21 protein-coding genes and 1 tRNA gene are annotated in these 20,788 nt (G+C 63.0%); 10 read left to right on the top strand and 12 right to left on the bottom strand.

Annotated features, from left to right (window positions below):
- Nucleotides 1-64: 64 nt before the first annotated feature.
- From BI343_RS01365 to BI343_RS20525, 4 genes are all read right to left on the bottom strand, one after another.
- On the bottom strand, nucleotides 65-1,030 hold the full coding sequence (locus BI343_RS01365) for an IS5 family transposase (RefSeq protein ID WP_083340712.1): 966 nt from the start codon (nucleotides 1,028-1,030) through the stop codon (nucleotides 65-67).
- 69 nt (nucleotides 1,031-1,099) lie between these two features.
- Entirely contained in the window at nucleotides 1,100-2,041 is a 942-nt protein-coding gene (locus tag BI343_RS01360) for an SPFH domain-containing protein (protein WP_071108349.1), read from the bottom strand.
- 9 nt (nucleotides 2,042-2,050) lie between these two features.
- Entirely contained in the window at nucleotides 2,051-2,476 is a 426-nt protein-coding gene (locus BI343_RS01355) for an NfeD family protein (protein WP_071108348.1), read from the bottom strand.
- A gap of 94 nt (nucleotides 2,477-2,570) precedes the next feature.
- A complete protein-coding gene (locus BI343_RS20525; protein WP_255408070.1) occupies nucleotides 2,571-2,699 on the bottom strand; it encodes a hypothetical protein in 129 nt (42 codons plus the stop codon).
- A gap of 105 nt (nucleotides 2,700-2,804) precedes the next feature.
- Between BI343_RS20525 and BI343_RS01350 the strand changes: the two genes are divergently transcribed.
- Together BI343_RS01350 and BI343_RS01345 are read left to right on the top strand one after the other, a co-directional pair.
- Nucleotides 2,805-3,392 carry an IMPACT family protein gene (locus BI343_RS01350; protein ID WP_071108347.1) on the top strand — a complete coding sequence of 196 codons (588 nt, stop codon included), beginning with the start codon at nucleotides 2,805-2,807 and terminating at the stop codon, nucleotides 3,390-3,392.
- A 30-nt stretch (nucleotides 3,393-3,422) separates the two neighbouring features.
- On the top strand, nucleotides 3,423-4,355 hold the full coding sequence (locus tag BI343_RS01345; protein WP_071108346.1) for an exopolyphosphatase: 933 nt from the start codon (nucleotides 3,423-3,425) through the stop codon (nucleotides 4,353-4,355).
- Between the two features lie 5 nt (nucleotides 4,356-4,360).
- On the opposite strand, the gene BI343_RS01340 is transcribed toward BI343_RS01345, so the two are convergent.
- Nucleotides 4,361-5,020: an HAD family hydrolase gene (locus BI343_RS01340; RefSeq protein ID WP_071108345.1), complete on the bottom strand. Its 660-nt coding sequence runs from the start codon at nucleotides 5,018-5,020 to the stop codon at nucleotides 4,361-4,363.
- A gap of 144 nt (nucleotides 5,021-5,164) precedes the next feature.
- On the opposite strand from BI343_RS01340, the gene BI343_RS01335 reads away from it, so the two are divergent.
- A complete protein-coding gene (locus BI343_RS01335; protein WP_071108344.1) occupies nucleotides 5,165-5,812 on the top strand; it encodes a ParA family protein in 648 nt (215 codons plus the stop codon).
- 184 nt (nucleotides 5,813-5,996) lie between these two features.
- On the top strand, nucleotides 5,997-6,947 hold the full coding sequence (locus tag BI343_RS01330) for a GMP reductase (RefSeq protein ID WP_071108343.1): 951 nt from the start codon (nucleotides 5,997-5,999) through the stop codon (nucleotides 6,945-6,947).
- A gap of 65 nt (nucleotides 6,948-7,012) precedes the next feature.
- Here BI343_RS01330 and BI343_RS01325 read toward each other — a convergent pair whose 3' ends face one another.
- The 7 genes from BI343_RS01325 to lptF form a co-directional block, all read right to left on the bottom strand.
- A complete protein-coding gene (locus tag BI343_RS01325) occupies nucleotides 7,013-7,495 on the bottom strand; it encodes a MaoC family dehydratase (protein ID WP_071108342.1) in 483 nt (160 codons plus the stop codon).
- Nucleotides 7,496-7,552: 57 nt separating this feature from the next.
- On the bottom strand, nucleotides 7,553-8,098 hold the full coding sequence (locus BI343_RS01320) for a GNAT family N-acetyltransferase (RefSeq protein ID WP_071108341.1): 546 nt from the start codon (nucleotides 8,096-8,098) through the stop codon (nucleotides 7,553-7,555).
- Nucleotides 8,086-8,865 (bottom strand): alpha/beta fold hydrolase, encoded by a 780-nt coding sequence (locus BI343_RS01315; protein ID WP_071108433.1) that lies wholly within the window; start codon nucleotides 8,863-8,865, stop codon nucleotides 8,086-8,088. Before BI343_RS01315 ends, BI343_RS01320 begins: the two co-directional genes overlap by 13 nt.
- 16 nt (nucleotides 8,866-8,881) lie before the next feature.
- The gene (locus tag BI343_RS01310; RefSeq protein WP_071108340.1) at nucleotides 8,882-9,448 is read right to left on the bottom strand and encodes a GNAT family N-acetyltransferase; all 567 of its coding nucleotides are present in this window, start codon (nucleotides 9,446-9,448) and stop codon (nucleotides 8,882-8,884) included.
- 65 nt (nucleotides 9,449-9,513) lie between these two features.
- Nucleotides 9,514-12,084 carry a [protein-PII] uridylyltransferase gene (locus tag BI343_RS01305; protein ID WP_071108339.1) on the bottom strand — a complete coding sequence of 857 codons (2,571 nt, stop codon included), beginning with the start codon at nucleotides 12,082-12,084 and terminating at the stop codon, nucleotides 9,514-9,516.
- Between the two features lies 1 nt (nucleotide 12,085).
- Nucleotides 12,086-13,162: an LPS export ABC transporter permease LptG gene (gene lptG / locus BI343_RS01300; protein WP_043622729.1), complete on the bottom strand. Its 1,077-nt coding sequence runs from the start codon at nucleotides 13,160-13,162 to the stop codon at nucleotides 12,086-12,088.
- Between the two features lie 13 nt (nucleotides 13,163-13,175).
- Nucleotides 13,176-14,276: an LPS export ABC transporter permease LptF gene (gene lptF / locus BI343_RS01295; protein ID WP_071108338.1), complete on the bottom strand. Its 1,101-nt coding sequence runs from the start codon at nucleotides 14,274-14,276 to the stop codon at nucleotides 13,176-13,178.
- A gap of 193 nt (nucleotides 14,277-14,469) precedes the next feature.
- Between lptF and BI343_RS01290 the strand changes: the two genes are divergently transcribed.
- The 6 genes from BI343_RS01290 (at nucleotide 14,470) to BI343_RS01265 (ending at nucleotide 20,428) form a co-directional block, all read left to right on the top strand.
- Nucleotides 14,470-16,035 carry a leucyl aminopeptidase gene (locus BI343_RS01290; RefSeq protein WP_043622735.1) on the top strand — a complete coding sequence of 522 codons (1,566 nt, stop codon included), beginning with the start codon at nucleotides 14,470-14,472 and terminating at the stop codon, nucleotides 16,033-16,035.
- The gene (locus BI343_RS01285; RefSeq protein ID WP_043622738.1) at nucleotides 16,022-16,450 is read left to right on the top strand and encodes a DNA polymerase III subunit chi; all 429 of its coding nucleotides are present in this window, start codon (nucleotides 16,022-16,024) and stop codon (nucleotides 16,448-16,450) included. Before BI343_RS01290 ends, BI343_RS01285 begins: the two co-directional genes overlap by 14 nt.
- Nucleotides 16,447-19,020 (top strand): hypothetical protein, encoded by a 2,574-nt coding sequence (locus BI343_RS01280; RefSeq protein ID WP_071108337.1) that lies wholly within the window; start codon nucleotides 16,447-16,449, stop codon nucleotides 19,018-19,020. The genes BI343_RS01285 and BI343_RS01280 overlap by 4 nt, the downstream gene beginning before the upstream one ends.
- Nucleotides 19,017-19,568 (top strand): cob(I)yrinic acid a,c-diamide adenosyltransferase, encoded by a 552-nt coding sequence (locus BI343_RS01275; protein ID WP_043622744.1) that lies wholly within the window; start codon nucleotides 19,017-19,019, stop codon nucleotides 19,566-19,568. The genes BI343_RS01280 and BI343_RS01275 overlap by 4 nt, the downstream gene beginning before the upstream one ends.
- A gap of 306 nt (nucleotides 19,569-19,874) precedes the next feature.
- A complete protein-coding gene (locus BI343_RS01270; protein ID WP_071108336.1) occupies nucleotides 19,875-20,306 on the top strand; it encodes a hypothetical protein in 432 nt (143 codons plus the stop codon).
- Between the two features lie 46 nt (nucleotides 20,307-20,352).
- A tRNA-Thr gene (locus BI343_RS01265) sits at nucleotides 20,353-20,428 on the top strand.
- Nucleotides 20,429-20,788: the final 360 nt, after the last annotated feature.

The following is a 20,788-nucleotide window of genomic DNA, read 5'->3' as shown; positions in this document are numbered from 1 at the left end:
TTCACCCACCAATTCCAGATCGCCCGCCATGAGGATGACCGGGTGCTTCCGGTCATCCGGCCTTTTAACTCGCCGCCAGCAAGGCCTTTCGCGCCAGCCAGATGTTGGCCAGCCCAAACAGCGTCATCAGTTGCGCGGTGTTCTTCTTCAAACCGCGGTAGCGTGTTTTCAGGTAGCCAAACTGCTGCTTGATGACCCGAAACGGATGCTCCACTTTGGCCCGAATCTTGGCTTTGACCATTTCGCCCAGCTGGATCTGCCGGTCGTCGGCTGAATCGGTCAGCGCTTTGCGCTGGCCGGGCCTCATCGCAATCCACCAACGCACCGCTCGCGATTGGTGTTCGGCTCGCTTGTGCACGCCAGCAAAGCCGGCGTCGCCAAACACATCGATTTCCTCGCCGTGCAACAACTGATCGACCATCGTGACATCCGCCACATTGGCGGGGGTGCCGGCCACGTGATGCACCAAGCCGGACTGGGCGTCGACGCCGATATGGGCCTTCATGCCGAAGTACCACTGATTGCCCTTCTTGGTTTGATGCATGTCCGGATCGCGCTCGCCCTGAGCGTTTTTGGTGGAGCTGGGCGCGTGGATCAGGGTGGCATCGACGATGGTGCCTTGCTTCAACATCAGCCCTTTGTCGCAGAGATGCTGGTGGATGGCGGTAAACAGAGCGTGGGTCAGCTGGTGCTTTTCCAGCAGATGGCGGAAGTTCAGCAGGGTGGTTTCGTCCGGGACGGCGTCCAGGGAGAGGCCGGCGAACTGGCGCATGGAGGCGATCTCGTACAGGCTTTCTTCCATGGCGGGATCGGACAGGCTGTACCAGTGCTGCAGGCAGTAGACGCGCAGCATGGCGGACAACGGGTAGGGGCGGCGACCGTTGCCAGGCTTGGGATACACTGGATCGATGACGGCTTCGAGCTGCGCCCAAGGCATGACCTGATCCATCTCTGTCAGAAAGATTTCGCGGCGGGTGCGCTTCTTCTTAGCGGCGAGTTCGAGATCGGTGAAGGTCATCTGCTGTCGCATGCTGGCGTCCTGGATCTGACTGAGGGGGAGTCAGTTTACGGGAAGATTGGAGACTTGTTCAGACCTTCCTTAACGGTTAGTTTGTTTGACGACGCTGAGCGCGCTGGCCACCAGTCCGCCGACGTCGGCGACGTTGCTGGGCATGATGATGGTATTGTTTTCCTTGGCCAACTTGCCGAAGGCGGCGATGTATTGCTCGGCTACTTTCAAGTTGACGGCCTCCAGGCCGCCGTCGGTGCGGATGGCGCCGGCGATGCGGTTGATCGCGTCGGCGGTGGCGTCGGCCACCAGGCGCAGCGCCTCGGCTTCGCCCATGGCCTGGTTGATCGCCGCCTGCTTGTTGCCCTCGGAGTTGTTGATGGTGGCTTGCATTTCGCCCTGGGACTTCTGGATGGCGGCCTCGCGCGCGCCGGTGGCCAGGTTGATCTGCTCCACCTTCACGCCCTCCGATTGGGCGATGCGGGCGCGCTTTTCGCGTTCGGCGGTGATCTGCGCCTGCATGGCGTGCAGGATGTCCTGCGGCGGCACCAAGTCCTTGATTTCATAGCGCAGCACCTTGACGCCCCAGTTGATCGCGGCCTCGTCCAGCGAAGCCACCACGGTGCGGTTGATGTCGTCGCGCTCTTCAAAGGTCTTGTCCAGCTCCAGCTTGCCGATGACCGAGCGCAGCGTGGTCTGCGACAGCTGAGTGATGGCGACGATGTAGTTGCTGGTGCCGTAGGAGGCCAGCTTGGCGTCCGTCACCTGGAAGTAGAGGATGCCGTCCACTTTCAACTGGGTGTTGTCGCGGGTGATGCAGATCTGGCTGGGCACATCCAGCGGGACTTCCTTCAGGCTGTGCTTGTAGGCGATGCGGTCGATGAACGGGGTGATGATGTTGAGGCCCGGCGTCAGGGTGGCGTGATAGCGGCCCAGGCGTTCGACGATGAAGGCATGCTGCTGCGGCACGATGGCCAGCGATTTGAAAATGAAGACGACAACGGCCAGGAACAGGATCAGGGCGATTTCCATGGTGGACTCTTATTCGGGTTGTGTGGACGCGATTTTGAACAGATTGCCTTGGCGGCCGGCGATGTAGCCGGTGGCGCCGGCATGCAGCGCCGGATCCAGCAGCTCGGCATCCCACTCCGCGCCGCGGTAATGGATGCGGGCGCGGCCAGGCGACGTCAGGGTGAGGATTTCCACCTGCCGCCCCCAGTCCGGATCATCCTGGGGGAGCGACGGTGCGGCGATCCGGCGGCGTCGCTGGCGCACCAGCAGCACGCCTGCGACGCCGCTGACGCTGGCGAGCAGCCATTGCCAAAGTTCCGGCGCGCCCAGCCAGGCTGCGAGGCCGCCGCAGGCCATGGCCAAAGAGACCATCAGCAGATAGAAAGTTCCGGACATGAATTCGGCGATCAGCGCGACCAGCGCGCCGACCAGCCAGAAAGTGAGGGCTTGCGACATGGGTTTCCCGCCAGATGGCCACGGCTTCATTGTCGGGCCATTCACTGAAAATGACAACGAGCTGAATCATCAGCTTTTGTCAGCTTGCGGGGATTCAGACGTGATCGCGATCCGGCAGATAGTGCGACAGGTGGATGGCGTCTTCGCTTTGCAGCCAGAACTTCTGGATGAACAGCCAAAGGCCGGCCACTACCAGCGCGGAGGACAGCAGCAAGGTTTTCATGGCGCTTCTCCATGAGATTTCCCGCTTTCAGTCTAGACCGTAATTGGGCGCTCCGCGGCCACGGCGTTACAATGCCCGCCCTATTCAGACTGCTGGGTGCGATAAATGTTCCAACTGGAAGCCATGGCCAGCGCCGAGGTGGAAATCCGCAAGAGCCGCTTCATCGGCATCGTGCAGCCCGTGTCCAGCCGGACGGAGGCGGAAGCGGCACTGCGCGACATCCGCCAGCGCTGGCCCGATGCCCGCCATTACTGCGCGGTGCTGCTGTGCGCCGGCGATTCCATGCTGGACGACGATGGCGAACCTTCCGGCACCGCGGCCAAACCGATGTATAACGTATTGCAGCATCGTGAAATCGCCAATGTGCTGGCGGTGGTGGTGCGCTATTTCGGCGGCATCAAGCTGGGTGCGGGCGGCTTGGTCAGAGCCTACACTCAAGCTGTCAACGCCGCGTTGGCCGAAGCCAGCTTGCTGCCGGTGGTGCGGATGCGCCGCGTGCGGCTGGCGGTGGATTTTTCCGGCGAAGCCAGGCTGCGCCGCCTGTGCCATGACGCCGGCGCGACGGTGCTGGAACAGCGCTACGCCGAACGGGTCTGGCTGACGGTGGCATTGCCGGAGGCCGGGCTGGACGCGACGCTGGCGGGATTGGCGGACGGCATGGCCGGCGCGCTGGAGGCGAAGCCGGACGATTGACGGCGGATGGGTAAACGGGAGGCAGGCAAGATGACGCAGAAACAGTATCGGCTGGTGACGCGCAGCGATTTCGACGGCTTGGTGTGCGCCGTGCTGCTCAATGAGCTGGGCTTGATCAAGGAGGTGCAGTTCGCCCACCCCAAGGACATGCAGGACGGCAAGGTAGAGATCACCGGCGACGACATCACCACCAACCTGCCTTACGTGGCCAAGGCGCACCTGGTGTTCGACCACCACTTGTCGGAGACGCTGCGCAACGCCACCGATGCCGACAACTACGTGATCGACCCGCGCGCGCCGTCTGCCGCCCGGGTGGTGTACAACCACTACGGCGGCAAGCAGACCTTTCCCGGCATCAGCGAGGAAATGATGGCGGCGGTGGACAAGGCCGACTCCGCCCAATTCAGCATCGAGGAAATTCTCAACCCCAAAGGCTGGGTGCTGCTGAACTACCTGATGGACGCGCGCACCGGACTGGGGCGTTTCCGCGAGTTTCGGGTGGGCAATTTCCAGCTGATGATGGACCTGATCGGCTATTGCCGAAACCATACGATAGACGAAATTCTCAGCCTGCCTGACGTGCAGGAGCGGGTAGCCTTGTACCGCGAGCACGAGACCGAAGCCAAGGCGCAGATTCTGCGCTGCGCCAGGGTGCACGGCAATGTGGTGGTGCTGAACCTGCAGAACGAGGAAATCATCCATCCGACCAACCGCTTCATGGTGTACGCGCTGTTTCCGGACTGCAATGTCTCCATCCATGTGATGTGGGGCCTGAACAAGCAGAACACCGTGTTTGCCGTCGGCAAATCCATCGTCAACCGCAGCTCGCACAGCAATATCGGCGCGCTGATGCTGCAGTACGGAGGCGGCGGGCACGAGGCGGCCGGCACCTGCCAGGTGCCGCACGACAGGGCCGACGACGTGCTGGACGAACTGGTGGCCCGCATCCGCGGCTTGGGCTGAGGGGCTTACAGCGCGCGGATCAGCTCCAGCGCCTGGTGCAGGTCGCCGCATACCGCCAGCGCGGCGGCGCGGTCGTCGTCGCTGGGCGACAGCAGGTCCGGCACCAGGATCACCCGCGCGCCGGCGGCCACGCCGGCCTGCAGCCCCATCCGGGAGTCCTCCAGCACCAGGCAGCGTCGCGCGGCCACGCCCAATCGGGCGGCGGCGTCGTGATAGACGTCCGGGGCCGGCTTGGTGCGGGCCACTTCGTCGCCGGCCACGGTGACGTCGAAAAACTCGCCCAAACCGCTGCGCTGCAGTTTGATGTCGGCGATATGGCGCCGCGTCGAGGTAGCCACCGCGCGAGGAATGCCTTGTTCCCGGACCCAGCGCAGCAGTTCCAGAATGCCGGTCTTCAGCGGAATCTCCTCATGCCGCAGGATGTGCTGATAATGGCGGTCCGACCCCTTCTGCAGGCGGTCGGCGGCCTCGGCGTCGCCCAGATAGTCCTCGACAAAGCGGATGCAGTTCTGGAATGACATCCCCACCATCGCGTGCAGCATTTCGTCCTGAATCTCTATGCCCAATTCTGCGCCGGCCCGGCGCCAGGTCTCGTTGGATAGCCGTTCGGTATCCAGCATCAATCCGTCCATGTCGAACAGCAGGGCATCGAAACTGCGGGGCATTGCGACTCCTTTAGGGCTTGGGTTGGTCTGGCGTGATTGTGCGGCGGCGGCGGCGGGCTGTCGAGCAGCTGTTTTTGTCATGGGGCGGCGCGGCTCGCCATGGCTCTGGTATAGTGGCTGGATGCAGCGGAAAGGGAGGATGATGTGCGGTCGGTATTGATAGCGAATCCCAAGGGCGGCAGCGGCAAGTCCACGTTGGCCACCAATCTGGCGGGCTACTTTGCAGCCGGTGGCAAGAAGGTGATGTTGGGTGACGTGGATCGCCAGCAGACCTCCTTGCACTGGCTGTCGCAACGCCATGCGGCGCTGCCGGCGATTGCCGGTTGGGAAGTGCTGCCCAACGAGCCCAAACGGCCGCCCAAGGGCACGGAAGTGGTGGTGCTGGACAGCGCGGCCGGCCTGCGCGGCAAGAAGCTCAGCGCCTTGCTGTCCCAGGTGGGGCATGTGATCGTGCCCATCCAGCCGTCGCCGTTCGACATGTGGGCCAGCGAGGACTTTTTCGAGCAGATGCTGGAAGAGAAGACCATCCGCAAGAACAAGGCCTTCATGGCGGTGGTGGGCATGCGTGTGGACCCGCGCACCCGCTCGGCGCGCGAGCTGGAGCAATTTCTGGCCCGCCACGAAGTGCCGGTGCTGACCTGGCTGCGCGACACCCAGCTGTATGTCCAGGCCGCGTCGGCCGGGATGTCCTTGTTCGATCTGCCGCCTTCGCGCACGGAGCGCGACCGCGAGGCGTGGCAGCCGATTTTGCGCTGGTTGGGCGAAGATCCGCAGGCCTGGTGCGACAAGTAGCAATCATTCTGCCTGATAACTCTTGACGTGGAGAAAAAATCGGCGTAGCTTGTATTCGTAACTGCGTGCGAGCCCAACCAAGGCGTCGCAGGGGAACGCGCAATCGGGAGCCTATACGGCTCCCGTCATTGTTTGGGGCCCCTGTTTTTTTCGTTCACCTCATTCAAGCTTTGGGAGCACACGCATGATCAAGACCGAACTCAATTACGGCGACGTATACCTGGTACCGAAGAAAACCGTGGTGGACAGCCGCAAGGCGTGCGACACCTCCGTGCAATTCGGCCCGCGCCGTTTTGTCATGCCGGTTTACCCGTCCAATATGAAGTCCGTGGTATCGGCCGAGACCTGCGAGTTCTTCGCCCGCCAGGGCTGGTTCTACACCATGCACCGCTTCAATGTCGATGCGGTGGCTTTTACCCGCGACATGCAAGCCAAGGGCCTGTTCGCCTCGATCAGCGTGGGCGTCAACGAAGACACCATCGAGCAACTGGAGGCGCTGCAAGCAGCCGGCCTGCAACCCGAATACATGACGCTGGACGTCGCCAACGCCTGGTGCGTCAAGGCCGAGCGCATGATCAAGCACATCAAGCAGCATTTCCCCAATACCTTCCTGATCGGCGGCAATGTGGCCACCGCCGAAGCGGCGCGCGATCTGGAAAGCTGGGGTTGCGACGCGATCAAGGCCGGCATTGCCGGCGGCCGCGTCTGCATCACCAAGAACAAGACCGGCTTCCATCGTCCGATGGTGTCCACCGTGCGCGACTGCGTGTCCGCGGTGACGGTGCCGGTGATCGCCGACGGCGGCATCGTCGAGCATGGCGACATCGCCAAGGCGCTGGTGTGCGGCGCCACCATGATCATGGCCGGTTCGCTGTTTGCCGGTTACGACGAGTCGGCTGGCGACATCGTCGAAATCGGCGGCAAGCACTACAAGGAATACTTCGGCAGCGCCTCGCAGTTCAACAAGGGCGCCTATGTCAACGTGGAAGGCAAGAAGATTCTGGTCGAGTACAAGGGCAGCATCCCCAAGCTGCTGCGCGAGCTGCAGGAAGACCTGCAGTCCTCCGTCAGCTACGCCGGCGGCAGCACGCTGTCCGCGCTGCGCGAAGTGGAGATGATCCAGGTTTACCGCTGATGGGCTAGCGCCTGAAGCGAGAGTCGGCCGCTGGCGTTTGCCCGCGGCCGTTTTCTTGTTTGCTATCAGCCGGCGTTGAGCAGCGCTGGCTGGTCTTGCGTAAGCATGCTGCGGCATTGCAGCCAGATGGCGCACTCCAGCTGCATGGCGATGGCGTCGTCCTGGTTGCGCGTGGTCCATTTGACCTTCGCCACGCCGAAGCCGGGCTGGCTGTTTGAGCGGCGTTTGTCCAGCACTTCCACTTCCACTTGCAAGGTATCGCCGGGACGCGTGGGCTGCGGCCAGCGCATCTTGTCGATCTGCATGCCGATCAGCCCGTTAGCGGCGCGGCCTAACTCAGATTCCGCCACCAGCCGCATCGTCAGGCTGCTGGTGTGCCACCCGCTGGCGGCCAGGCCGTTGAAGATGGTTTGTTTCGCCGCCGCCGGATCGGTGTGGAACGGTTGCGGGTCGAACTGGCGGGCGAAGGCGATGATTTCGTCCTCGCTCAGGGTATGGCTGGCGCTGAAAAAACGCTGGCCGAGCTGCAGGTCTTCGAAGTAGAGCATGATCGAACTTACGTTAACGTAATCAGAAGGCCAGCATAACGGCAGTCGAGCAGATGGTCAAAGAATGGAATGTTTTGATCGGTAAATGTAAATCCAGTCGGTCGAGGCCTCGCCATGCAGTTCTGCCGCCTCCTCCCGTAGTTTGACGAAGCCATTTTTTCGCAGCACTTGCTGCGAGGCTGGGTGTCGGCTATCGACAGCTGCCAGCAAGGGGCCATATGGCAGCCAGTTTTCCAGCTTGCGAATCAGCCAGGAGACAGCCTCGCTGGCCAGGCCTTGCCCCCAGTGGCTGGGCGCCAGTTTATAACCCAACCACTGGCTGCCGTCTGCAAAGCGGGTGGCTTGCAAGGTGCCAATGGCGGTACCGTCAGCCTTCAGGCGCATCGCCCAGTTCAGCCAGATTTCCCCGCTGTCGGCCGGCGCGCCGCCGGCGAATTCGCGGTATTCGGCGCGCATCGATTCCAACGAGCGGTGAGGGCGTTCCGGGATGAAGCGGTACAGCTCCGGATGCTGAAACGACCGGAACAGTTCATCGGCATGCGCTTCCGCCAAGGGCTCGATGCGCAGGCGGTGGGTATCTCCAGATAGCGTCAGGGATGGCATGCGTTGAATTCCAGAGCGGCATGAATGGCGGTGGCAAGCCCTGACGGATTGTCCCAGGCCATCGAGTGGCCGGCGTCGGAGACGATGCGGATGGCAATGCCATGCTGCGGCAGCCATTCGGTATCCGGGTCTGGCAGCGAGCGCTCGCCGAAAATCACGTAACGCGGCATGGGCAATGCCAGCAATTGTTCGCGCCAGCTGACCGGGCTGCCTTGGATCAGTCCTTTCGCCGCGCGGTGCACCGCGAGCGGCGAGGCGACGGCCATGCTGCCGGCCAAGTTGGGGTTGTCCGCACGAAAGGCCTGAATGCTTTCCTTGTGGCCGCGCGCGACGTAGTCGGCCTCGCTCCAGGCCGCTATCGCGCGGCTGTAAGCGCCGCCGCCGCTGTCCAGATTCGGTTCGGCCAAAATCAGATGGCCGATGCGATCCGGCATCAGTGCAGCCAGTTCGATGGCGACGCTGCCGCCCATGCTGTGGCCGAACAGGTCAACGCCGCGCAAGTCCAGATGTTCGATCCATTGCGCCAGCGCTTGCGCCTGGGCGCGCGGGGTGTAGCTGAAATTTTCAGGCTTGTCGCTGAAACCATGGCCCAGCAGATCGACCAGCAAAGCGCGGCGGCCGGCCAGGCCGGGTTCGGCCAGCAGGCGCGGATAGTCGAAGGAGGAGGCGCAGCCTATGCCGTGCAGCATGACGAGCGGCGCTCCGTGCCCGGGAATATCGTGATAGCGCAGATGAGCGGCGGGTTGGGTGAGTCGGTGCGATTTCATCATCAAACTTCAGTGCTTAGTTGGTCAGGGCATATAGGGCGGTATCGCGCATGCTGCCGTCAGGGGCGATGCGCTCGTTGCGCAGTATGCCTTCCAGCTGGAAACCGGCGCGCTCCGCCACGCGGCGGCTGTCCAGGTTCAAGGTATCGGGCAGGCAGGTCAGGCGGCGGAATTGCAGTTGAGTCATGGCGAAATCGGCCACGGCTTTCACCGCTTCGCTGATCAGGCCTTGGCCTTGCCATGCCCGATGGCACCAATAACCGATTTCTGCTTGTTTGTGCTTCCAGTGGATGCCGTGCAGGCCGGATGCGCCGATGAAGTGGCCGCCGTCTTTCAAAAACAGCAGCAAGGGCAAGTTTTTGCGAGCCAGATAGTCCACGCGGCCTTGGCGGCAGAATGTTTCCGAAGCCTCCGCCGAAGGCGCCTCCTGCGCCCAGGGCATGGAGGCAGGCCAGGCGCGCAACTGTTCCAGCGTGGCCACGACGCCGGCGTGGACGGCGGGGCCATCGCCAGGCATCGGGCTGCGCAGAATCAGGCGGCGGCTTTCGATTTGATCGGGTATGTCCAGCAGGATGGCGCTCACTTCATGCTCCTTGCATTGTGCAATGCAATGGTAACAAAGCGAGCCGGATATTCAAACTAGATTGTTCAGATGCGAAGCGCTGCGATCAACTCCGCTTCCAGCGCCAGCGCGGTCTTGTCGTCTTTGAGCCCCGGGCCGGAAATCAGGAAGGAGTCCTCGGCGCGGCTGCCCAGCGTCATGATCTTGGCCGACTGCACGTTGAGGCGATAATCGGCCAGCACCTTGGCGATGCGGGCCAGCAGGCCGGGGCGGTCGCCGGCCACGATGGACAGGATGAAGTAATTGTCCTTGTCGTCCGGGCGGATGGATACCTGCGGCGTGATCGGGAAATGCTTCAGATGGCGGTTGATGCGGCCTTGCGGCGGCAACTGCAGCGGCTTGTCCTGCGCCAGCGTGGCGGCCAGCTCGAACTCGATGAAGTTGATCATGTCCCGGTAGTCGCCATCATGATGTTCCGGCACGAAGACATGGAAGGTGTCCAGCGCATAACCGTGGCGCGTGGTATAGACCTTGGCGTCGGCGATGCTGTAATTGGTGCGCCCGAAGAAGGCGCAGGCGCGGGCGAACAGTTCCGGCCGGTCCGGCGAGTAGACCAGCACCTGGATGCCGTCATGGTCGTCGGCCAGCCGCGCCTTGACCTGCGGCGCGTCGGGCGTGAGCTGGCGGTTCAATACGCGGGCGTGCCAGGCGATTTCCTTGGCTTCGTGGCGCAGAAAGTAGACGGTGTCCAGCTGCGCCCACAGGCCGGCTTCCACGCCGTCCGGGATGGCGTGCAGCCGGAGCAGCGCCCGGGCCTGGTTCTTGCGGGCTTCGAGCTCCGAGGCGATGTCGGTTTCGCCGCCGCGCGACAGCACGCGCAGCGTGGCGTGGTACAGGTCTTCCAGCAGCTTGGCCTTCCAGGTGTTCCATACCTTGGGGCTGGTGCCGCGGATGTCGGCCACTGTCAGCAGGTACAGGGCGGCGAGGCGGCGCGGCGTCTGCACCAGTTCGGCGAAGCGGCCGACGGTTTCCGGGTCGTAGATGTCTTGCTTCTGCGCGATGCTGGACATGGTCAGGTGGTGTTGCACCAGCCAGACGATCAGCGCGCAATCTTCTTCCAGCAAGCCGTGGCTGCGGCAGAAGGCTTCGGCGTCGGCCATGCCCAGTTGCGAGTGGTCGCCGCCGCGGCCTTTGGCGATGTCGTGGAACAGGCCGGCCAGATACAGCGCTTCCGGCCGTTCGAAGTCGTTGATCAGCCGCGACAGGAACGGGTATTCGTGGTTGTAGGCGCTGATGGCGAAGCGGCGCAGATTGCGCACCACCATCAGGATGTGCTCGTCCACAGTGTAGACGTGGAACAGGTCGTGCTGCATCTGGCCGACGATCTGGCCGAAGTTGGGCAAGTATTGCCCCAGAATGCCATACAGGTTCATCCGCCGCAGGGTGCGGGTGAGGCCGGACGGTTCGCGGAAGATCTGCAGGAAGGTGGCGCGGTTGCGCGCATCCTGGCGGAAGCGCTCGTTGATCTGGCTGCGGGCGTGCCACAGCGCGCGCAGCATGCGCGGCGCGAAGCCGGACAGCTCCGGGTGGCGCTGCAGCGTCAGAAACGCTTCCAGAATGGCGTGCGGATGCTTGTCGAAGACATTGACTTCGCGGATGCCCAGCATGCCGTTGACGGCGTGGAAGTATTCGTTGATGTGCTGGGTGACGCGCGGCACCTGGCAGTAGATGCGGCCGCGCAGATTGGGCAGCAGAATGCCGTTGAGCTGGTTCACGGTTTTGGCGGCGCGGAAGTACAGCTGCATCAGCTGCTCGCTGGCGCGCTTGGCCGGGGTGTCGGCGAGGTTCCAGGCTTGGGCCATCTGCTGTTGCAGATCGAAGATCAGCCTGTCCTCGCGGCGGCGGGCCAAGAGGTGCAGGTCGATGCGCAGCTTCTGCAGCTGTTCCTCGCTGTGCTTGATCAGCCGCGCTTCGGCCAGGGTCAGGATGCCGCGCCGCACCAGCGCGTCCCAGTTGTCGCCCAGGCCGGCCGCCTTGCTGATCCACAAGATGGTGTGCAGATCGCGCAGCCCGCCGGGACTTTCCTTCAGATTGGGCTCGAGATTGTTGCTGACGCCGAAGTGCCGGGTGTGGCGCTGCTGCTGCTCGCGCGTTTTGCCTTCAAAGAAAGCCAGCGGGTCGCGTTGGGCTTCCAGCTTTTGGATCAGCTGCAGCCACGGCGTGACCGGCCCGGCCACCAGGCGGTTTTCCAGTAGATTGGTCTCGATGGTGATGTCCGACTGCGCCTCGCGCAGGCATTCCGCCTCTGTGCGCACGCTGTGGCCGATCTCCAGGCCGATGTCCCACATCAGGCCGATGAAGCGGGTGACGTTGTCGTTGACGTCGGCCGGCGTCGGGTCCGGCAGCAGGATCAGGATGTCGATGTCGGAGCCGGGAAACAGCTGGCCGCGGCCATAGCCGCCGACCGCCGCCAGGCTGGCCTCGCCGTCCAGGCCTTGCTCGCGCCACAAGGTTTGCAGGGCTTCATCCACCGCCTGGCAGTAGCGGCGCAGATAGGTTTGAGCGTCGCGCGTTTCGCGGTAGCGCTCGGCCAGTTGTTGTCGCTTGTCGGCCAGCGTCTGCCGCCAGTGTTGCAGAGGAGTGGCCGCAAGCGTCATGTCAGCGCCTTTCCTGTTTCGTGATGATGGCAATGCCGCCCAGGAAGAAGATCAGCGTGGGCAGGGTGGCCGACAGGATGGCGTTCCAGTCGTACAGCAGGCCCAGGTGGCCGAACAGGCGGTTCACGAAGTGGAAGCTTACACCCAGGCAAATGCCGGCGAACAGCTTGATGCCGAGTTGCCCGTGGCGTCGCTGTTGCGGCGTGAAAGCCAGCGCCACTAGGGCCATCGAAATGCAGGCCAGCGGGTAGAACAGTTTGCTCCACAGCGCGATCTCATAGCGCTGGGTCTGCTGCTTGTTCTTCTTCAGGTGCTCGATATAAGTCAGCAGGTTCAGCGCCGACATCTGTTCCGGCACCACCAGCAGCACCGACAGAATGGCCGGCTCGACAATCGACTTCCAGCGCAGCGTGGGGTAGAAGGCGCTGGCAGTGTGGTCGCTGGAGAGCACGGTTTCCTTGACGTTTTCCAGTTGCCAGACGTGGTCCTGCTTGGAGAAGGTGCCGCGCTCGGCCAATTGGGTGCGCACCAGCTTGAAGTCCTGATCGTAGGTATAGATGCGCACCCCTAGCAGGGTGTTGTCCGGCAGCATTTCGCGCACATTGATGAAATTTTGGTTGTCTTTCACCCAGGTGCCGGAGCGGAATTCGCGCGCGATGATGGAGTGGGTGGCGGTGAGTTTGCCGCGCTCGGCTTCCTGCATCGACCAAGGGGCGACGAATTCGCCCAGCACGATGGTCAGCACGGCGAAACCCAGGCCAAATTTCAGCAGCGTGGCGGCGATCTGTTTCAGCGTGACGCCGGAGGTGCGGATCACCGTGTATTCGCTGGAGCTGGCCAGCTGGGTCATGGCCACCATGCCGCCTATCAAGACGGCCAGCGGCATCAGCTCATAGGCGTGGCCAGGGGCCAGCAGCGCCACATAGGTGGCCATCGCGCCGGCGTTGTAATTGCCGGTGCCGAGCATCGGCACCTCGCCCAGCAGGTCGAAAAAGCCGTACAGGCCAAGCAGCGCCAGCAGAGTGAACAGCGTGGACTGGGTCAGCGTGCTGATGATGTAGCGGTGGATCAGTTTCATCGATGTGTACGTGTCAGTTTTTGCCGAACATCTGGGCCAGAGATTGGCCGAACGGAAGCTGGGGGCGGTTGCGATGCCTGAGCAGCGCCAGCGCCAGCAATAGCAGCAGGGCATGGACCAGCGCGATGGACCAGACGCCGGTTTTGCCCTGCGCGATCCAGTTCCGGGCCACGGTGAGGCCGTTCTGGTAAACGAAGAATGTCAGCAAGGCAAACAGCAGATTGTAAGTGTGGCCGCTGCGCGGGTTGTAGTAGGACAGCGGCAGCGCCAGCAGCGCCAGCAGGACGCAGCTGATGGGCATGGAAAGCCGCCACGCCAGTTCCGCCTTGTATTCCGGGTTGCTGCTGCCCAGCAGCTGCCGGGTGGGAATGGACTGGCGGTTGCCGGCCGGGCCGGTGGCCATCTGGCTTTCGCCTATGCTGGCCGTATAACGCTTGAAGGTGCCGACCTGATAATCTGCCTTGCCCGGGTCGCCGACGTAGCGCGTGCCGTCTTCCAGCACCAGCACCCGTTCGCCGTCTTTCTTGGTGGTGATGTAGCCGTGCTTGGCGAAAACGGTGCTGACTTTGCAGTCGGTCATGTCCTGCATGAAAATATTCGAGGCCGCGCTATTTTGGCCAGTGTAATTTTCGATGAAGTAAACCTTGGTGGCGGAAGAGGATTCCTTGAAGACGCCCGGCGCGATGGCGGAGACTTCCTCGCGCCGTTTAATGATTTCCGCGTAGTCCTGGCTGCGCTGGTCGGCCCATGGCCCGACGAAGAGCGTGACGCCGGCTACCAGAATGGCCAGCGGCAAGGTAAAGCGCATGATGGGCCAGATCCAGTCGCGCAGCGACAGGCCCGCGGACAGCCACACTACCATTTCGTGGTCGCGCCAAGTGCGGGTGAGCACCACCAGAACACTGACGAAAACCGTCAAAATCATCAATACTGGAAAAAATCCCAGTGTCCAGAAACCGATCAGCGCCGTGATCGCCTCATTGGCGATCTGGCCTTCGGCGGCGCGGCCCAGCATGTTGATGGCCTGGGTCGATACGATAATGGCCAACAACACGACGAAGACGCCCAGGGCGGTGAAAGTCAACTCGCGTGTCAGGCTTTTTTGAAAAACCATTTATTCAGTGCCTTTTTGACTTTTTATGAAAAGCATTGTGATAATTCAATGAGACAATCCTGAGGCGCCATTTCCGGCAAAATCGGACCAAACAACAATCCTGCGTTCAATGGCGGCCTAGCCGTCCGTCTTCCCCGAGCTTAGACGGCCGTCATGAGGTGGGCAACGACACTCGTTCTACAGCGGAGTACCTATGGAATTTAACATAAAAAGCGGCAGCCCGGAGAAGCAGCGCGTCGCGTGCGTGATCGTCGGCGTTTACGAATCCCGCAAACTGACTTTCGCCGCGGATTTGCTTGATCGCATCTCCAACGGCTTCATCAGCGACGTGCTTCGCCATGGCGATATGGAGGGCAAGCTGGGCAGCACGCTGGTGCTGCATTCGGTGCCGCATACCCTGTGCGACCGCGTGATGCTGGTCGGCCTGGGCAAGGAGCGCGACTTCCGCGCCAAGGAATACCGCGAGGCCGTTCGCGCTTCGATCAAGGCCCTGACCCAGACCGCCGCCGGCGAGGCGGTGAGCTATCTGTCCGAACTGACAGTCAAGAAGCATGACGTTGAGTGGATGATCGAACAGGCCGCCGTGGTGACGCTGGACGCGCTGTACCGCTTCGACCGCTTCAAGAGCAAGCAGGATGAGTCCGTGCGCGAGCCGCGCAAGCTGACGCTGGCCGTGCCGCGCCGCAGCGATCTGGCCGACGGCGAGAAGGGCCTGCAGCGCGGCCTGGCCATCGGCAACGGCATGAAGCTGGCCAAAGACCTGGGCAATTTGCCTGGCAATGTCTGCACCCCGAACTATCTGGCCGAAGAAGCGCGCAAAGTCGCCGAAACCTTCGGCGCGGCCGCGGAAATCCTCGGCCCCAGCGAGATCGCCGAACTCGGCATGCATTCCTTCCTGTCTGTGGCCAAGGGCAGCGTGGAAGAGGCCCGTCTGATCGTGCTCAAGCACAACGGCGCCAAGGACAAGAACGACAAGCCCATCGTGCTGGTGGGCAAGGGCATCACCTTCGACTCCGGCGGCATCTCTCTGAAGCCGGGCGAGGGCATGGACGAGATGAAGTACGACATGTGCGGCGCCGCCACCGTGCTGGGCGCTTTCCGCGCCGCGGTGGAAATGAACCTGCCGCTGAACGTCATCGCCATCGTGCCGGCCTGCGAAAACATGCCCAATGGCAACGCCAACAAGCCGGGCGACATCGTCACCTCCATGTCCGGCCAGACCATTGAAATCCTGAACACCGATGCCGAAGGCCGCCTGATCCTGTGCGACGCGCTGACCTATGCCGAGCGCTTCAACCCGGCCACGGTCATCGATGTGGCCACGCTGACCGGCGCCTGCGTCATCGCGCTGGGCCACATCGCCACCGGCCTGTACAGCAACCAGGACAGCCTGGCGCGCGAACTGCTGGCCGCGGGCGAGGAAGTGGCGGACCGCGCCTGGCATATGCCGCTGTGGGACGAATATCAAGAGCTGCTGAAGAGCCCGTTCGCCGACATGGCCAATATCGGCGGCCGTCCGGGCGGCAGCATCACCGCGGCCTGCTTCCTGTCGCGCTATGCCAAGGCTTACGACTGGGCGCACCTGGACATCGCCGGCACCGCCTGGAAGGGCGGCAAGGACAAGGGCGCCACCGCGCGTCCGGTGCCGCTCTTGGTGCAATTCCTGCAGGATCGCGCCGACATCGCGCTGGGCAACGTGGTGCGCCGCGGCCGTCCGCGTCGCGAGGCACCCGAAGTGGCGGAAGATGAGCAAGATTGATTTTTACACCAATGTCGCCGACCCGCAGGAGTTTGCCTGCCGGTTGGCGGACACGGTGCAGCGCAAGAAGGAACGGTTGCTGATCTGGCTGGACAGCGAGCGCAGCCTCGATGTGTTCAGCAACCGGTTATGGAGTTTTGGCGATACCCGCTTCGTGCCGCATTGCAGGCTTGAGGCGGCGGAAGCGGCCGAGACGCCGGTGTGGCTGGCCGCTACGCTGCCGGACGATCTGGCGCACCCGGTTTTGTTGAATCTGGGACCGAATCTGCCCTATGCATTCGAGCGGTTTACGCGCATTCTTGAAATCGTGGGGCGCGATCCGGCCTCGCTGGCAACTGCCCGCGAGCGTTTCCGCGCCTACCGAGAGCGAGGTTGCGAAATCGAACATCACGACATGAGTCAAACGCAGACATGACTGAGTCGCCGAAAGCCAATGAACCCGACTGGTCCGGCTTGAATCTGCCGGTACTGACCGAGGTGGTGGACGAGCAGGCCGTGCCGACGCTGGCCGAAGAGGCTGGCATCGACGTGCCCGAGTTCGATTTTTCCTCTGAGTTGGACCTGCTGGAGCATGAGTTGACAGAGGAGTCGCCGGGGGCGGGCGGCGCGGCGCTGGAAATTCCCGAGCTGACGCTTGAGGATTTGCTGGCCGGTGAAGAGCTGGCTGCGGAGCCGGCTTCTCCCGTCCTCGACTTCAGCTCCTTGCCCTCGTTGGAGCTGACCGACGCATCCACCTCGCTCGATGAACACACCGCGCTCGACTTTGTGCTGGAGCCGCGAGAGCCTGCCGCGCCCACGCCAGGGCCGGAGGCTTTTGTCGAGGCGGCGGATCTGCAGCCGGACTCTTTGCCGGACTTGCCTCCCGTTGCGCAAGACGACGTCGCGCCGCCAGAGCTTGCGCCTGCCGATCAAAGCCTCGCTAGCGAGGATTTGAGCTGGGACGACGTGGCCGCCGCCGCTGCGCAACTGCCTGCGGATGAATCCGGCGTAGCGGAGCTTCAAGAGACGCTAGCGGCCGAACCCGTGCCAGAGCTTGCGCCTGCCGATCAAAGCGCCGCTAGCGAGGATTTGAGCTGGGGCGACGTGGCCGTTGCCGCTGAGCAATTGCCTGCAGATGAATCCGGCGTGGCGGAGCTTCAAGAGGCGCTTCCTGCCGAACCCGTGCCGGAGCGGCAGGCCGAGGCGGCGCAGGCTTCGCTGGCAAGCCCGGCGGAACCGGACGCGCCGCAGGATGATGCGGCCCAGCCTTTTGTTTCGATCTCCTTGGACAGCTTGCCCAGCGGCGTGCTGGGCGGCGGCATCGGCCGCGAGCCGGCGCCGGAAACCGGGCTGGAATGGCTGAACGATTTGCCCAAGCCCGAAGGCCAGCCCGCAAGCGAGACGCCTCCTGAGGCGCCATCGCTGCAGGATGTGCTGCAGGAGGCGGAGCGAGTCTTGGCGGAAGAGCGGGCGCAACTGGCTGCGCAGGCGGACTTGCCGGCCGACGAAAACGCAGTCGTCGCGGACTCGCATGAAGCGCCAGAAGCCGAGGCGGGGTTGGCGAATGAGCGGGATGCGCTCGAAGCAGTGGGTGAGGATATCGAGCCGGCGCAGTCCATTCCGTCCGAGGGGCCGGAGATGGACGCTTCAGTAGCAGTGGCCTTGCCTGAGCTTGAAGCGTCCCTGATTGAGCCGTCCATCCCCGAACCTTTGGCAGTTGCAGACGCCGCATCCGAGGCGAGTCCGGTCGATCAGGATGGCGAGTCCGCTCTGGGTGAGCGGCTTGACGAAGCCATGGGGCTGCCGGAGTTGCCGAGCGCGGCAGAAGCGTCTACGGACGCCCAGGCCGCCGAGGCCGAGCCGCCCATGGCGGCTGGCGAAGCCGCGTCTGAAGCGCTGGCTTACGATGCCGTCGCCTTGCCCGAACTGCCGGTGGTGACCGAAGTGGCGCAGGACGAGGACGACTTGCCTACGCCTCAGGCGGCTATTGTCGAGGCGGCTCCGGCCGACGAGGCGCCCGCATTGTCGGAGACGCCAGCGAGTGCGCAGCCGGCTACGGAAGCGTTGCCAGCTGATGCGATGGAGGGCTTGGGCGAGGAGGGCGTGGCGCTTGCCGAAGAAGCCGCTGCGGCCGCATCGCTTGCGCCATTGGTCGAGCAGGCGCCATTGCCGGAGCTTGCGAGTGAGGCGCCGGCGGCAATCGAGCCGGAGAGTGCAGCGCTGAGCGATGTCGATTTTGTCGAGAAGCAGGCGCTGCCGGAGCTGGCCATAGACCAAGCGGTTTTAGAGTCTGAACCGGTGATCGACTTGGCGCAGGAGGATGTCGCGTCCACAGCATCGATTCAGACTTTGTATGAGCCTGTGCCGGAGCTGGCGCCGGCCGATGCGATGGATAGCGAGTTTGCGGCAGAGCCCGAGGCTCGAATCGAGTCCATCGATGCTGAAGCAACCGTCGCCATGCCGGAGCCGGCTTTGACCGCATCCATGGCCAGCGAGCTGGCTGCATTTGCCGGGCCGCAACCGGAAACCGAAGTTACCCGGGATTTGGATGCTGCCGCAGTCAGCATGCTGTATGAGGGCGTCCCGCAGCCTGCGCCGCTGGAGGACGAAGACATGCCCGCCTTGTCCGGCTTGCTGGAGCGAGGACAAGAGCACGCGGGGGGCAGTGGCGAGGCATCGGTGGCGGATGCCGCCGCGTCGCCGGTATCTGTGGTAAGCGTCGCCGCCATGGCCTCTGCGGCGGCCGCTGGCCGGCCGCTGCCGCCGCCCTTGGACGAACAAGCCTTGTTCGAGTCGCTATACGAGCAGATGCTGCCGAGGATGAAGGTGGAGCTGTCGCTGTGGCTGCAGGACGCCATCGAAGTGCAGGCCAAGCAGATGCTGTCCGGCATGATGCATCAACTGAAAGAGGATTACGAAATGCTATTCAGCGACGCGCTGAAAGAAAGCCTGCGCGAGGCGCTGCACCATGCCGGCAGCGCAGGCAAGGATGAGGAGCAGCCATGAGCGACCGATTGTCGGATATCGTCACCCGCACCGGCGACGATGGCTCCACCGGACTCGGCGATGGCAGCCGCGTGGCCAAGGACAGCCCTCGGATTCAGGCATTGGGCGACGTGGACGAGCTGAACTCGGTGATTGGCGTGTTGCTGGCCGATCAGCCGCCGCAGCCGATGGCGCAATGGCTGGCTGAAATCCAGCACGATCTGTTCGATCTGGGATCGGAGCTGGCCGTGCCGGGCTATAGCGCGCTTGCCGACAGCCATGTGCAGGCCCTGGAAGGCTTGGTGGCTTTCATGAATGAAGAGCTGGGTCCGCTCAAGGAGTTCATCCTTCCCGGCGGCTTGCGCACGGCGGCGCTGGCCCACCAGGCGCGCGCCATCTGCCGACGCGCCGAGCGCAGCATCGTGGCGTTGGCGCGGGAGGAAGTCTTGTCCCAGCCCCTGCGTCGCTACTTGAACCGCCTGTCGGATTTCCTGTTCGTGCTGGCCCGCTATCTGAATCGCGAGGGCGGGGTGCCGGATGTGTTGTGGAAGCCGGGGAGGGAGCGCTGAGTCTCGGCTCAGATACTCTGCGCGGTTGTGTTCGCCGCGCAAAGCCAAAACAGGCTGGTTGTCCAATGGACGGCCAGCCTGTTTGGCTTGCCGGCCCTTGCGCATGATCGCAACATCATGCCATACGAGGCCGCCACGGCCCCTGGCCTGTAACGCAAGCGCGGCACGATGAGATGCGCCACGCCGATCCCAGCCGCAGTCTCCTCAGGGGGCCGACTCCTGGCCCCCCGCCGCACTCATGCTAATATAGGCTGATACCGCTGCGATCCAGTTCGTCAGCCATGACCAACAAAATCCGATAAAAACATGAATCTGATCAAGCTCATCAGTACGTTCATCGCCATCGGCCTGGCTGTTGCTAGCCCGCTAAGCCACGCCGAACCAGAAGATCAGCCGCTGCCTGGCGATTTCCAGCCGGCGCCTGCAGCCAAGCCGCTGCATCAGCCGCGCGCCAAGGCTGCGCCGTCCCACAGCGCCCCTAAAGCCACGCGCGCGCCGAAAGCCAAAGGCACGCATGCCAAATCTGGCAAGGCCCATGGCAAAAAACATGCGGCGAAAACGCACGAAGCCAAGAAACATCGCGCCAAGGCCAAGCCAGCCCACTCCGCCGCCAAAGCGCCCAAGGCCCGCCAAGCAAAAAAACACGCTCATAGGCCGTCCAAGGCGCATAAACACAAAGCGCATAAAAACAAAAAGTTAACTACCCATCCTCATCAAAAGCACAAGAAAAAACATTAAACCTCTTGTCAGCCAATAAACGGACAGGCATAATTCCCATCTCTTCGCCGGTGTAGCTCAGTTGGTAGAGCACCTGACTTGTAATCAGGGGGTCGCGAGTTCGATTCCTGCCGCCGGCACCATATTCCACGGGCCTTGTAGCGATGCAAGGCCCGTTTGTTTTTCCGCAAATCCAAAACTTCCCCCGGCCAGTAGTTCGCTTTTCATAGTCTCAATCCTACCGCTCGCTCTACGGCTACGCAAAATCCCCTCGGCATTGCTGCTCTCAAGCCGCGGGTGGAGACAGCCAAGCTGACAGTTAAAGGAAATCGAAATCCGCACGCCCACCCTGGGCGACATGATGGATGCGGAAGAAGAGGCGTCCCCCGCCCAGCCCATCACCTTCCGCGCGGCGCTGTTGGCAGCCAGCTCGAGGACGGACAGCCTGGACCTGGCGGCGCACCAAGCAAGAGATGGCCGAGCTATACGCCTTGTTGACCTCA

This window comes from Chromobacterium amazonense (genome assembly GCF_001855565.1).
Classification (GTDB): Bacteria; Pseudomonadota; Gammaproteobacteria; order Burkholderiales; family Chromobacteriaceae; genus Chromobacterium; species Chromobacterium amazonense.
This window is presented reverse-complemented; position numbering and strand designations above follow the sequence as displayed.

What these genes read in the sequence shown, in the direction of transcription:
- BI343_RS20525 (WP_255408070.1), bottom strand. Translation starts at nt 2,699, where the DNA reads ATGAAAACCTTGCTGCTGTCCTCCGCGCTGGTAGTGGCCGGCCTTTGG.
- BI343_RS01325 (WP_071108342.1), bottom strand. Translation starts at nt 7,495, where the DNA reads ATGCTCTACTTCGAAGACCTGCAGCTCGGCCAGCGTTTTTTCAGCGCC.
- BI343_RS01290 (WP_043622735.1), top strand. Translation starts at nt 14,470, where the DNA reads ATGGAATTTAACATAAAAAGCGGCAGCCCGGAGAAGCAGCGCGTCGCG.
- BI343_RS01280 (WP_071108337.1), top strand. Translation starts at nt 16,447, where the DNA reads ATGACTGAGTCGCCGAAAGCCAATGAACCCGACTGGTCCGGCTTGAAT.
- BI343_RS01365 (WP_083340712.1), bottom strand. Translation starts at nt 1,030, where the DNA reads ATGCGACAGCAGATGACCTTCACCGATCTCGAACTCGCCGCTAAGAAG.
- BI343_RS01270 (WP_071108336.1), top strand. Translation starts at nt 19,875, where the DNA reads ATGAATCTGATCAAGCTCATCAGTACGTTCATCGCCATCGGCCTGGCT.
- BI343_RS01340 (WP_071108345.1), bottom strand. Translation starts at nt 5,020, where the DNA reads ATGCCCCGCAGTTTCGATGCCCTGCTGTTCGACATGGACGGATTGATG.
- lptG (WP_043622729.1), bottom strand. Translation starts at nt 13,162, where the DNA reads ATGAAACTGATCCACCGCTACATCATCAGCACGCTGACCCAGTCCACG.
- BI343_RS01355 (WP_071108348.1), bottom strand. Translation starts at nt 2,476, where the DNA reads ATGTCGCAAGCCCTCACTTTCTGGCTGGTCGGCGCGCTGGTCGCGCTG.
- BI343_RS01320 (WP_071108341.1), bottom strand. Translation starts at nt 8,098, where the DNA reads ATGCCATCCCTGACGCTATCTGGAGATACCCACCGCCTGCGCATCGAG.
- BI343_RS01345 (WP_071108346.1), top strand. Translation starts at nt 3,423, where the DNA reads ATGACGCAGAAACAGTATCGGCTGGTGACGCGCAGCGATTTCGACGGC.
- BI343_RS01360 (WP_071108349.1), bottom strand. Translation starts at nt 2,041, where the DNA reads ATGGAAATCGCCCTGATCCTGTTCCTGGCCGTTGTCGTCTTCATTTTC.
- lptF (WP_071108338.1), bottom strand. Translation starts at nt 14,276, where the DNA reads ATGGTTTTTCAAAAAAGCCTGACACGCGAGTTGACTTTCACCGCCCTG.
- BI343_RS01285 (WP_043622738.1), top strand. Translation starts at nt 16,022, where the DNA reads ATGAGCAAGATTGATTTTTACACCAATGTCGCCGACCCGCAGGAGTTT.
- BI343_RS01315 (WP_071108433.1), bottom strand. Translation starts at nt 8,865, where the DNA reads ATGAAATCGCACCGACTCACCCAACCCGCCGCTCATCTGCGCTATCAC.
- BI343_RS01350 (WP_071108347.1), top strand. Translation starts at nt 2,805, where the DNA reads ATGTTCCAACTGGAAGCCATGGCCAGCGCCGAGGTGGAAATCCGCAAG.
- BI343_RS01305 (WP_071108339.1), bottom strand. Translation starts at nt 12,084, where the DNA reads ATGACGCTTGCGGCCACTCCTCTGCAACACTGGCGGCAGACGCTGGCC.
- BI343_RS01330 (WP_071108343.1), top strand. Translation starts at nt 5,997, where the DNA reads ATGATCAAGACCGAACTCAATTACGGCGACGTATACCTGGTACCGAAG.
- BI343_RS01275 (WP_043622744.1), top strand. Translation starts at nt 19,017, where the DNA reads ATGAGCGACCGATTGTCGGATATCGTCACCCGCACCGGCGACGATGGC.